The organism is Lysinibacillus sp. FW301-JW8, from assembly GCF_058788755.1.
The window spans coordinates 49547-62101 of record NZ_JBYTBB010000029.1; the positions used below are offsets into that span (position 1 = coordinate 49547).

Consider the following 12555-nt stretch of genomic DNA (forward strand, 5'->3'; position numbering starts at 1 on the left):
TGGAACTGCATATCGTGTAGTTGCCATTCAAATTATCCCCCCTTATACAAATTTATCTTCATTCAGCAGAAGACTCTCACCTCTACAGTTGGAGAGATGAATGCGGTTGATTCTTTTTCAGTGGGTGTCCAAACACCTACTGAATGAAGATAAAGCCTCCAGCGGATGTCACGGATTTTCAAAGGAATGAATTGTGCGGGCACAATTCAAAATCCGGACGCAATTACGCCAAGGCGAAATTGATATAGATGAAAATCCGCTTACATTCTGTGCTTACGTTTCGCTTTCATTTGATTGCGCTACTTTGCACGGGAAGCGAAGCGGGTTTTTTCCATTGAAGCAAGTATTTTGACATTATCATGTGGAAGGTGCAACAAATGAAACAATTAACGACATACATGATTTTATTTAGTTGTGTATTTTTTTGGGCAAGTAATTTTATCATTGGTTCTATCCTTATTGAGCATTGGGAGCCCATAGCAATAGCCATTTACAGACTAATGATCATTGTTCTTTTTTTAGGGTGTATTCATTGGCAAGCAATTGTCCATGTAACATTTACACGTAATGATTTTATATTATTAATGATTGCAGGCATTTTGGGTGTTGCCATTAATCACTATAGCTTTTATGCAAGTCTTCAGCATACTTCTCCCATTACAGCTGCCCTTATATTAGCCTGTGCACCGATTGTTACGTCACTACTTAATAAAATGATTTATAAAGAATATCGAAACCGCATTTTTTGGATAGGTGCTATTATTTCGTTAATGGGTGTATCACTGATTATTACAAAGGGAGCATTGATTGTCATTTCAATTGGTAAAGGAGAGATACTAAGCTTGGTGACAATGCTAAGTTTCGCCCTGTTCCTTATTATTGTGAATCATCTTAGTCTAAAAATTACGGCTGAGGCCATTACGTTTTATACAAATTTAATAGGATTAATTGTGCTGACGCCATTTGGTACATCTATATTTATGCAGAAGAATATGCAAGTGGAATTTCCATATTGGGTACTTTTAGTCGTATCAGCCATAATTATTCATGGAATCAGTAATTTAATGTGGAATAGAAAAATGAAAGACATTGGTTCTACAAATGCATCACTTTTGTTAAATTTTGAACCAGCTATAGCTATGATTTTAAGTGCCATTGTTTTACATCAACTGCCTTCTATCATTCAGATCTACGGCTCTTTATTGATTCTCTTAGGTATTCTTCTATGTGTTTATTATAAAGAAATAAAAGCTTTTTCTTTTATTAAAAGAAAAGCGAGCTAAAAAGATGCTTGAATCGTTTCAGTGCATCTTTTTTGCTCGCTTAGCTTTGAAGTTTTTTGTGTAATGTGTAATTTAAAAAAGCGATATATAGTATAGGAAGAAGTATGGTAATCATAACAATTCCCTGCCATTTAAAATGCAGCCAGATTGGGCTGAGCAAAGTACTTCCGGATGCAACGCCAATATAATAAGAAACGAGATATAAGCTTGAGGCAAGCCCCTTTTGATGGATAGCTGTCCGACTAACTGTTGCAGAGGTTAAGGCATGAGCGGTAAAAAAACCTAAGCATGCAATACAGAGCCCAACAACAATCATAGTAAGAGAGGAACTTAGCGTTAATAAAATTCCAAATACTAATAAAAGCACCCCAAATGTTCGAATTTTATTGATACCGACTTTACCTGCAAGGGAATTAGCAATTGGCGAACCAATGATTCCTAAGCCGTATGCTAAAAAAATAAAGGAAATCGTTTTCAATGATAATAAAAATGGTGATTCAGCTAAATAGTATGGGATAAATGACCACATCCCTGTAAAAGATAGCTGCAATATGATCCCAAGCCCAAAAAGAATAAGTAAATTTGGATTTTTTAAATGGAGCCAAAAACCATGTAAATCCTTTTGAATGGTACGTTGGTGAACTGAAAAATTCCTTGATTTTGGTAGGGTAAGCCACACTAGAATGAAAATGACACCACCCAAAAGTGCTAAAGAGAAAAATGCAATCTCCCAAGATTTATATTCTGTTAGATAACCCATCATTAGGCGTCCAATTGTCCCACCTAGAGCATTACATGAAATATAAAGTGCTGTCGCAAACCCCATTGATTGCTGATTAATTTCTTCACTTATATAGGCAAGTGCAGCTGCAGGTACACCAGCAATCGCAAAGCCTTGGATAAAACGTAAAAGAATAATCATAGAAAAAGAATCTGTTAAGGGCATTAAGAGAAAAGGGACAATCGTTAGAATGATGGAAAATAGGATAAATGGTACTCGGCCATAGCGATCAGACAAAAATCCTAAAACGATTAACCCGATAATCACGGAAAGAGTTGTTACAGACATGGTCAGACTTGCAGTGGGAACAGAAATTTGAAATTGCTCTGTAAAGAAGGGGAGCAGGGGTTGTACCGAATACATTGCTGCGAATACAAACACCGAAGCTCCTCCCAAGCTAATCACGATTGTCCAAAATTGGCGGTCCTTAATCGAATATCTCTTTGTAAATGCTTCCATAGAGATGCCCTTATTTCATTTGCTCTGGTAACCAAAGTGATAATTGTGGCAGTAAAACCACTAATCCTAAGAAAATAATCATTAAAACAATAAAAGGAATGACCCCTTTGACAACTTCTCCAAGCTTTTCTTTAGCAATTCCACTTACGACAAAGAGATTAAGTCCAACTGGCGGTGTAATCATACCAAGCTCCATGTTAATCGTCATAATAATGGCAAAGTGAATCAGGTTAATATCGAAATGTGCTAGAATCGGTAAGAGAATTGGTAAAGTAATTAGAATAATGGATACAGCCTCTAAGAACATTCCCATAACAAAGAATAGAATATTAACAATTATCATGAATATCCATTTGTTCATATCACTTTCGGCAATCCATGCACCAACCTGCTGAGGTACTTGTGCATTTGTTAAATATAGTCCAAACAATGAAGCGGCACCGATAATTAGGAAAATCATGGCTGTAATATTAACAGATTCTACTAATACCTCACGGAAATCCTTTAGCTTCATCTCTCGGTAAATGAACAGGGATACGATAAGACCATAGAAAACGGCAATAACGGCTGATTCAGTTGGTGTTACAACCCCTGAATAGATTGTTCCTAAGATTAAGAATGGTAAAAATGCACCCCAAATTGCTTTCAAAGATTTACGACCACGCTCATTCCAAGAAGCTGGTTCATCTCCTTTAAAACCATTGCGTTTCGCATAAACGATAGCTGCCACAATTAATATTCCTGTTAATGCTAGTCCTGGAATAACACCAGCCATAAATAACTCACCAATAGATTGCTCTGAGGTAATACCATAAATGATTAACGGTACACTTGGTGGAATTAAAATACCTAATGTACCACCAGCGGCAACAAGACCCATAGAATAGCGCTTTTTATAGCCTGCAGAAATCATCGCAGGAATCATGATAGAACCGATCGCAGCTGCCGTTGCAGGTGAAGAGCCTGAAATCGCTGCGAAAATAGCACAGGCGATAATTGTTACAACAGCAAGACCGCCTGGAAGATGACCAATCCATGCACGTAAAGCTTCAATAAGATATTTTGAAATCCCACCGCGTGCCATTAATACCCCTGCAAGGACGAAGCCTGGAATTGCCATCATCGGGAAGGAATCCAGTGCAGTAAAAATACGCTGAGGAATCATATTCATATTAAAATCAATTTGGAAGAACACAAGAATTGTCGATAGTGCTAAACTAATCGCGACTGGTACTCGTAGGAATAGTAATAAAAAGAAACTAAGTAAGAGGATTAGCATATTCTTCGTCCTTTCCTCGTAGAATATTGATTAATCTTTCTACGAATCGTAGTAAAAATAAAACGCCTGAAATTGGTAAAACTAAGTATACAACCCACATTGGTATCCCAATATCAAGTGATACCATGCCTGATGTATAACGATTTTCTACTAAAACAAAGCCGTAATACGTATAAATCAAACAAAAGGCAATGCTTAATCCAGTTGCCACTATATCCAGTACACGTTTCATAGAAGGCTTTAATTTATCATATAAAATATCTACTTGAATATGTTGATTGTGGCGCAGAGCTAAGCCAAATCCTAGAAATGTACCCCAAATAATTGAATAACGTGCTAATTCCTCTACCCATGCCTGTGGTTCATTGAATATGTAGCGCATAATTACGCCATAAAAAATAAGAACTACACCAGCTACGAAAAAGATTCCAGCTAGGATTTCTTCTAAGTAGCCCCAGATTTTATGTAAGGCTTTCATTCAATTGCCTCCTTCAAGTGAATTTGAAAAGGGAATGATGATTATTCATCATTTAAATACAAACGGGTGCTGACTCTCTCACTATAGTAATGTTGCTGCTTGTAGTGAGCGTCTTAGCACCCGTTCGTACAGATTTCATGTAAGTGATTTACTAAATTTGATTCAGTTTACCTACAAGGCTCATCTATCCTATGAACCTTGTAGCTTATCCATGGAATTGAGCGAATTCTTACGTTAAACTATTTAATTCCCCGAATAGAAAGGTTTTTAATAACCCAAAGTTATGTTATTTTAGATCACGAATACCGTTAATTAATTCTTCTGTGATAACTTCACCAAACTCTTCATATACTGGTTCAAGCTTTGCTTTAATAGCTTCTTTTTGCTCAGCCGTTAACTCAAGAACTTCAATACCAGAGTTTTTGATATTCTCAAATGATTTTGCGTTTTCATCTGCGGCTAAATCCCAAGCTAGCTTCGTTGCTTCATCTAAAGATGCTTCCACTGCTGTTAATAAATCAGCGGGAATTTTATCCCAGAATGACTTGTTGACAAAGATTGCATAGTCAAGACGACCATGTTCAGATACTGAGAAATATTTTTGAACCTCTTGATATTTTTGTGTATCAAAGTTGTTGAATGTATTTTCTTGTCCATCAACTGTTCCTTGTTGTAGGGCAGCGTATGTTTCACCAAATGCAATTGTTGCAGAGCCAGCATTTAACGCTTTAAATTGTGCTTCTAATACTTTACCTGCTTGTGCACGGAACTTTAAGCCTTTAAAATCTTCTACTTTTTCAAGTGGATGCTTGTTATTTGAGAAATGCTTAAAGCCATTTTCCCAGAATACTAAACCTTTAATATCATTTGCTGCTAATTGATTAGATTCAAGAATTGTTTTTGCTACGTCAGAAGTAAAGAATTTACGTGCATGCTCTTCGTTTTCAAATAGATAAGGCATATCAACATATTGCCAACGTGGGTCGATTTTAACCATTTTTGTAACAGAAGGAGCAATCATATGAACATTCCCAGAAACTAGTGCATCTAGTTCATCATTATCCCCGTATAATTGAGAGGAAGGGTAAACTTCAACTTTTACTTTACCTTCGGTTTTTTCATCTACTAATTTCGCAAAAGCATCAGCTGCTTTTCCTTTTACACTATCGATTGATGTTACATGTGAAAATTTAATGACAAGCGGTTTATCCTTTGTATACCCACCATCACCCTCAGCTGCTGGAGCAGATGTTTCTTTTTTTCCGCCGCTGCAAGCTGCAAGTGCTAGAACTAACACAGCCATAAGTGACATAAAAAGCCATTTTTTCATTACATATCCCCCTAAATGTTATGATTATAGTTAAAAGGTTAACCTTTTTAACCCATGCTAGTGATGTGATTGATTTTTAGGAAGTGCTTGGATATATCTTTTCCCATAGTTATCTGCATAATAGCGATAAACAGGCTCAAATGCAGATTCCCATTCTTCCTTCTCTTCATCCGATAAATTGTAAATTTTGATGCAATCACATGCTTTCATTTCTTCAAGTCGCTCTGCTGTTAAATTTTCTGCAAGCTGCCATTCCCATTCTTGAACTTCCTCTAGTGTTTCTATGAGCAGGGTTTGCACATCTTCAGGAAGGGAATTCCAAAATTCATGATTCATCAGCAGTAAATAACCAAGATAGCCATGGTTACTAATCGTTAAGTAGTCTTGTAGTGAATGTAGATTTTTGCTGGTAATGTTTGTCAGTGTATTTTCCTGACCATCGACATTGCCTCTTTGCAGTTGATGAAAAACAGTATTGAAGTCAATGCGTTTTGGATAGGCTCCAACAATGGAAAATTGTTCGGCTAATATATCACTTGGCATAATCCTCATACGCAAGCCATTCAAATCCTGAACAGCTTCTATAGGTCGAATACTATTGCTAAGCTGCTTAAATCCACTATCCCAAACACCCATGGAAAATAGATTATGGGCATTTAACTTTGTCATTAACGATTGACCAACATCACTGTTGACATATGTATGCACTTCATCTGCATTTTTAAATGCATAAGGTAAATCCATAACTGACCACTCTGGTACAAGCGTTGTAATTTTAGAAATAGCAGGCGCAATCATTTGAATATCACCGCGTAATAAGGCATTCATTTCTTCTCCATCTTTATAAAGAACCCCGTTTGGAAATACTTGAATCTCGACGTGACCATTACTACGTTCTTTGATTAGCTCTGCAAATTTTACCGCTGCCATTCCTTTTGGTGTGTTTTCACCAACTACATGTGAAAATCGAATAACGATTTGCTCCTCATGACTTAATTGCTCATTGTCGGTAGGGTAAACGTCTTCCTGACATGAAACTAACAGAATTGTTATAAAAATGAGAACGCTAACAAAACTGCGTGCAAAACGATTACTCCACATACAAATTCACCCCTAATCTCTATAAGTTGTGAACGATTTTCATTGTAAATCATTTCAATAAATACTCAATATTATGGTTTTAATGGACATTTTGGTATTTATGGTATATAACAATTTATTATTTTAATAAACTGTTACAAAACAGATGTCCCGATGGATAAAAGTAAATGCTTATTAAAAATCTGTAATAGAAAAAGAATCTGCCTTATTCCTTGATAAAAGGGGATAAAATATATTTCAGCCTTAAGCAGGGACTGAAATATACTCGTGGAAAGGGCAGATTCTTGTTATTTAGTTATTGAACTAAACCTTATTCTACTTAATGGTATAGTATTTCGTTGGACGACCAACAGTCCCATACTGTAATTCAATTGAGACAGTACCCTTAGTAGCCAAGAAATCCAAATATTTACGCACGGTTACTCTGGCCATTCCGACATTTTGAGCTAGCTGCTCTGAGGTAATAGCTGCTCGGTGTGTCATTAGATAATCAAGAATCTGTTGCATTGTTATTGTGTTTAGTCCCTTGGGAAGCTCCATTGTTTCATGCTGTATTCCAAGCCATTTGTCGATGTCCTCTTGATTAAATGCCTGTGAACTTTGTAACTTTTTTGTAGAGCTTTTATATTGCTGCAATGCTTTTTCAAAGCGTTCAAAACGAAATGGCTTAATGAGATAGTCGATGGCTCCCAGTCGAAGAGCCTCCTGTACTGTAGGTGCATCTCTTGCAGCAGTAATCATAATAATATCCGAGGGGACACGCTCTGCACGAAGCTTTAAGAATAATTCCATGCCTGTCATATCTGGTAAAAACATATCTAGTAAAATTAGATTTGGTTTCTTTCTTATAATTTTGTCATAGGCATCACGTCCATTGACTGATTCACCCACGAGCTGAAAACCATTCAATTTATTTAAAAAACCTTTATTTACTTCAAGTACCATTGGATCGTCTTCTACGATAAACACTGAAAGATTACTCATTGTTCTTCAGTCACCCCTACTTCTATTGTAATGATTGTTCCAACATTCACGGTTGATTCTACTTGAATAATTCCATTGTTTGACTCCACAATCTGTTTCACAAGGGCAAGTCCAATACCATGACCATCCTTTTGCTTTGTACTAAAGCCATAATCGAAAATACGATTTGGCAGACCAGTAATTCCCTTACCACTATCCTGTACTTCAATGAATAAATGATGTTTATGACCAATCAAGGTAATATGAACATCTTTATGAGCGCATTCAAAGCATGCCTCCATCGCATTGTCCAATAAGTTACCTATAATAGTCACCATGTCTCCACTGGAAAAACCACTCATAAAATCAATGAGCTTTGAATCCTCATCAATTGTCAGCTCCACACCAAGTTCTTTCGCCCGTGAGAATTTACCAAGTAATAATCCTTGAATGGAATAGTCATGAATTTTATCATGCAAGCTTTGGATTATTTCTTCCTCATCTGTTATTTCATCAATAATCAAGCTTAAGGCATCGTCATCCCGTTCCAATTGTATTAATCCTGCAATACTATGTAAGCGATTCATATATTCGTGTTGCTGGGCACGTAATGAATCCACGAGTATTTTTATGCCCGTTAATTCTTCAGCTAACATATTCGCTTCTTTTCGGTCGGTCAGCATAATAAGGTAGCCAGCATTTTGTTCCATGATACGAATAGGAAAGGTGCGTACTAAGTACATTTGCTCAAACATCAATAGAGGTCTATATACTTCATGCTGTTGCAGTGTATCCTCTGCTAGCCAGGTGCCTTTAAACAAAGCCTTTCTAGAAATTTTATGTCCGAAGAAATGTGTATATTGCCTTGCTAAACGATTAATAAAGGTCACATTACCGCTTTCATCAGTTGCTAAAATGCCGATGTCCATCGCTTGAATAATACCAGAGCGTTCTTCTACTAAACGGGCTATTTCGTATGGCTCTAAATTAAAGGTTTGCCGTTTTAAATGATTGGCAACCCAAACGGACCCGCCTAAGCCGATTATTAATCCCCAAAAAAGAGACATGAGGATATCAAATTGATATTCATCTACAAGGTTATACCATTTTGGTGCAAGTAATCCGACTGTAATAACACCAACTTGCTTTGTACCTTCTTCATTCATAATAGGTACAAATGCTCTTATAGAATATCCTAGAACACCTCGTGCCTTCGATATATACTCATGCTGAGAAAAGGCCTCTATTTCGTCTCCACCCTCAAAGACTGTACCTAGCTTACTTTCTGAGGGGTGTGAGTAACGAATGCGATTCATATCAATAATCACAATATAATCTACATCAGTTGTTAAGCGAATGCGCTCTGCAATTGGTTGAATAATTTCAAAACCAGCAGGCTTGCCCACATTATTTTGAACATCTGTAAGCTGTGATACAGTTCTTGCAATAGCGATAGCTCGTGCACCAAACTCTTTTTCGAAAGCACCGCCAAGATTATGAATCATGATGGCTCCGCTTGTGGCAATCGAAAAAATAACAATTATGAACGAAAAAATGAACATTTTGAGTCGTAAAGAAATATTTTTCATAAGAATGTGAAAGGAATAGGAATACTCCTTTAATGAATTCTCCACCTCTTTAAATAAGATAATTGTAAGACAAAGAATCTTAGATTAACGATCAATCCTTGAAAAAAATGATAAGAGTACACATGAGAACCAAACTAGGAATTTCATTCTATTATAAATTAACATAAATAAAAAGTTTGTTGTAATACAATATTAGTTGGAAAGTACTGTTTTCATTTGTGTACTATAACAAATTTACGGATATATTTAAACACAATGGTTTCTTATAGCTTTTATAGCATCATTTGGCTAGGAAAGAGCGAGGAACATCATCTGTTTTCTAAAGAAAAACATATATTTGAATAATAAAAATGTTTAAGAAAAGATTATTCAAAATGGAATATGCAAAACATGTATTACATTTATTTGGATATTAAACCTGTAAAAGGTGAAAGTGATATGTAGTTTTCTTTTTTCCTTTCACTTTGTGTAGATAAAAATTGTTTATTTTAGTTTTAAAATTCTCTTTCATTCTTAATATTTCTCTATGATAAAAATTTAATAATGTTGTTATTTGGTTGAAGTGTAGTCATTATTTGAATCAAAAATAGGCTAATATACATCATGGGAATGTGAAAGTATGCACAATTAAAATTATCTTTAAATAATTTTAGGATTTGTAGATAATAGATTAGAAAAATATTATTATCTAAAATATGTTGTAGTTTTTCTTAAATAAACGCAGTTTCACTTAGAGGCTGTAGGATTTTTTGTAGAGGTATAGTAAGCTAGAAAATAAAATACTTTTTGGAGAAATAATATTTTTTAGAAAAACATCTTGCATTTGAATAATTCTAAGTGGTAAATTGTTTTACATGGACGTTCATAGAATTTTCACAGGTAGCAAAAGAGGGGAGAAATGAGAATTTATGAATAAAAATAGATGGTTAATTGCATTATCCGCAATCGCTATTCACCTTTCAATCGGTGGGGCTTATGCATACAGTGTATACAAGCTACCAATTGTCACAGAGATGGGATGGAGTGAAACAAAGGTAACGGTTGCCTTTACAATTATGATGGGGCTTGCTGGTTTTTCAGCCGCATTATTTGGTAGCTTAGTAGAAAAATTGGGACCACGTAAATCTGCGATGGTAGCAGCTGTTCTATTTGGGGCAGGACAAGCTGGTGCTGGTGTAGCAATTTCAATGGATTCTGTAACATTGTATTGGTTAACATATGGCGTGCTTAGTGGATTAGGTATGGGAATTGGCTATATTGCACCTGTATCAACATTAGTAAAATGGTTCCCAGACCGTCGTGGCTTGGCTACAGGTATGGCTGTACTTGGATTTGGATCTGGAGCACTAATTACAGCGCCAGTTGCAGCTAACTTAATGGAGGCTGTAGGAATTTCTACAACATACTTTATTTTAGGGGCAAGTTATTTCACGTTAATGATTTTAGGGGCTTCATATATTGCACCTCCTGCACCTGGTTATATGCCAGCAAACATGAAGGCTGCTGTAAATAATGGCAAAGAGGTAGTGAAAAAAGATTTAGCAATTATGTCAGCACGTGAAGCTGTCAAAACAAAGCATTTCTGGATGCTATGGTCAATGCATTTAGTAAACGTAACAGCAGGGATTATGATGATTTCTGTCGCATCTCCAATGGCCCAGGAAATTGTGGGACTATCAGTTGCGGGTGCTGCGGCAATGGTAGGTATTATGGGGTTATTTAACGGTGGTGGTCGTTTAATTTGGGCGGCTGTGTCTGACTATATTGGTCGTTCGAACGTCTTTGTTATTTTCTTTACTGCACAGTTAATTACATTTATTGTGTTACCACATACGACGAACGTGATCCTTTTCCAAGCACTTATATTTTTAGTTGTTAGTTGCTATGGTGGTGGCTTCTCGAACTTACCTGCATTTGCAAGTGATTTATTTGGTACAAAGCAACTAGGCGTTATTCATGGTTATTTATTAACTACTTGGTCATTAGGCGGTATTTTTGGTCCGTTATTGGTAAGCACAATTAAAAATGCTTATGGAAGTTACATTCCAGTATTCTATGTATTTGCTGGGTTAATCGCAGCATCATTAATTATTTCGTTAACACTACGTGCAGATGTACGTAAACGAACAGCTTTAAAAGCAGCAGCACAAAATGTTGGAGACGTCTCCGCTACACAATAAACGTTACTTTCAATTCGCACTTGAAGGTACTAGATCTTGGCCATATAAGTGTCATTTCGCACATGACGCTTGTATGGTCTTTTTTTGTAGCGGTTGTTATATAACACTAGATTAATCTCTGTTTAATGTATAACAGAGGTTGTCTGATGTCAATAACATTATGGGAAATAAAGTGATTTCGCTACCAAAAGAGCAATTTTGTAACGAAAAGCAAATAGCTACTGTAAAAGTCAGGAGCAACGTCTGTGCTATTGTTGAAATTTTGAATCTTTTCTTCAGCTAAAGCGTATATAAGGTAATAAGGAGGAGATAAAAATGGGGAAATTTTCTTTACATGAGTTCATCAATAAAACGCAGCAGGATGATAATGAAAATGATTATTTTGAGTTAGAAACGGAGCGTGTACTGGAGATCAACTTAAACGGAGAGGTTTGGTCGAAAATGGGCTCGATGATTTCTTACATAGGCGACATTAAGTTTGAGCGAGAGCGAGTGCTGGAGCACGGATTAGGAAAAATGTTTAAAAAGGCATTAACAGGAGAAGGTACACAGCTAATGAAGGCAAAAGGTACAGGGCGGCTTTATTTAGCTGATCAAGGAAAAAAGGTTACGATCTTTGATTTGAAAAATGAAAGTATTTGCGTCAATGGCAATGATTTGCTTGCGTTTGAGCCAAGTATTGATTGGGATATTCATTTAATGCGTAAAATGGCTGGTATCATGTCAGGCGGATTGTTTAATGTAACTCTAAAAGGAACAGGGAAGGTAGCCATTACCACTCATTTTGAACCTTTAACGCTGTTAGTACGTCCAGGTGAGACTGTATATACTGATCCTCATGCCACAGTAGCATGGTCAGGTAATTTAGCACCTGAGTTTAAAACAGATATCAGCTTCCGTACATTTATCGGCCGAGGCAGCGGCGAATCCATTCAAATGGCATTTTCAGGTGAAGGCTTTGTCATTATCCAGCCATTTGAGGAAGTTTATATGTCTAGCGAAAGCTAAAAAACATGTCCTATTTCCAGGACACGTTTTTCATAGTGTTGAAAAACTAAATGGTCAAGGGACTCTTTGTGAACACTCCTAAGTCAAATGAAGGTGATCTCCGT

Annotated in this window: 10 protein-coding genes; 3 read left to right on the top strand and 7 right to left on the bottom strand. The window is 36.4% G+C overall.

Features of this window, described 5'->3' with window-relative positions:
- Positions 1 to 377 precede the first annotated feature (377 nt).
- Positions 378 to 1283, top strand: a complete 906-nt coding sequence (locus tag AC3WOM_RS13245) for a DMT family transporter (protein ID WP_492447224.1) — start codon at positions 378 to 380, stop codon at positions 1281 to 1283.
- A gap of 40 nt (positions 1284 to 1323) precedes the next feature.
- Here AC3WOM_RS13245 and AC3WOM_RS13250 read toward each other — a convergent pair whose 3' ends face one another.
- The 7 genes from AC3WOM_RS13250 to AC3WOM_RS13280 all read right to left on the bottom strand — a co-directional run bounded on the left by AC3WOM_RS13250 (position 1324) and on the right by AC3WOM_RS13280 (position 9179).
- Positions 1324 to 2523, bottom strand: coding sequence for an MFS transporter (locus AC3WOM_RS13250; protein ID WP_427542936.1), 1200 nt, complete (start codon positions 2521 to 2523; stop codon positions 1324 to 1326).
- 10 nt (positions 2524 to 2533) lie between these two features.
- A complete protein-coding gene (locus AC3WOM_RS13255; protein ID WP_492447225.1) occupies positions 2534 to 3802 on the bottom strand; it encodes a TRAP transporter large permease in 1269 nt (422 codons plus the stop codon).
- Positions 3783 to 4280 (bottom strand): TRAP transporter small permease, encoded by a 498-nt coding sequence (locus AC3WOM_RS13260; RefSeq protein ID WP_427542942.1) that lies wholly within the window; start codon positions 4278 to 4280, stop codon positions 3783 to 3785. The genes AC3WOM_RS13255 and AC3WOM_RS13260 overlap by 20 nt, the downstream gene beginning before the upstream one ends.
- A gap of 286 nt (positions 4281 to 4566) precedes the next feature.
- Positions 4567 to 5610: a DctP family TRAP transporter solute-binding subunit gene (locus tag AC3WOM_RS13265; protein ID WP_492447226.1), complete on the bottom strand. Its 1044-nt coding sequence runs from the start codon at positions 5608 to 5610 to the stop codon at positions 4567 to 4569.
- A gap of 57 nt (positions 5611 to 5667) precedes the next feature.
- The gene (locus AC3WOM_RS13270; protein WP_492447227.1) at positions 5668 to 6711 is read right to left on the bottom strand and encodes a DctP family TRAP transporter solute-binding subunit; all 1044 of its coding nucleotides are present in this window, start codon (positions 6709 to 6711) and stop codon (positions 5668 to 5670) included.
- Between the two features lie 315 nt (positions 6712 to 7026).
- On the bottom strand, positions 7027 to 7695 hold the full coding sequence (locus tag AC3WOM_RS13275) for a response regulator (protein ID WP_427542951.1): 669 nt from the start codon (positions 7693 to 7695) through the stop codon (positions 7027 to 7029).
- Positions 7692 to 9179, bottom strand: a complete 1488-nt coding sequence (locus AC3WOM_RS13280; protein WP_427542954.1) for an ATP-binding protein — start codon at positions 9177 to 9179, stop codon at positions 7692 to 7694. The genes AC3WOM_RS13275 and AC3WOM_RS13280 overlap by 4 nt, the downstream gene beginning before the upstream one ends.
- 992 nt (positions 9180 to 10171) lie before the next feature.
- On the opposite strand from AC3WOM_RS13280, the gene AC3WOM_RS13285 reads away from it, so the two are divergent.
- Both AC3WOM_RS13285 and AC3WOM_RS13290 read left to right on the top strand, forming a co-directional pair.
- Entirely contained in the window at positions 10172 to 11443 is a 1272-nt protein-coding gene (locus AC3WOM_RS13285; protein WP_492447228.1) for an L-lactate MFS transporter, read from the top strand.
- Positions 11444 to 11758: 315 nt separating this feature from the next.
- A complete protein-coding gene (locus AC3WOM_RS13290) occupies positions 11759 to 12451 on the top strand; it encodes an AIM24 family protein (RefSeq protein ID WP_492447229.1) in 693 nt (230 codons plus the stop codon).
- Positions 12452 to 12555 lie beyond the last annotated feature (104 nt).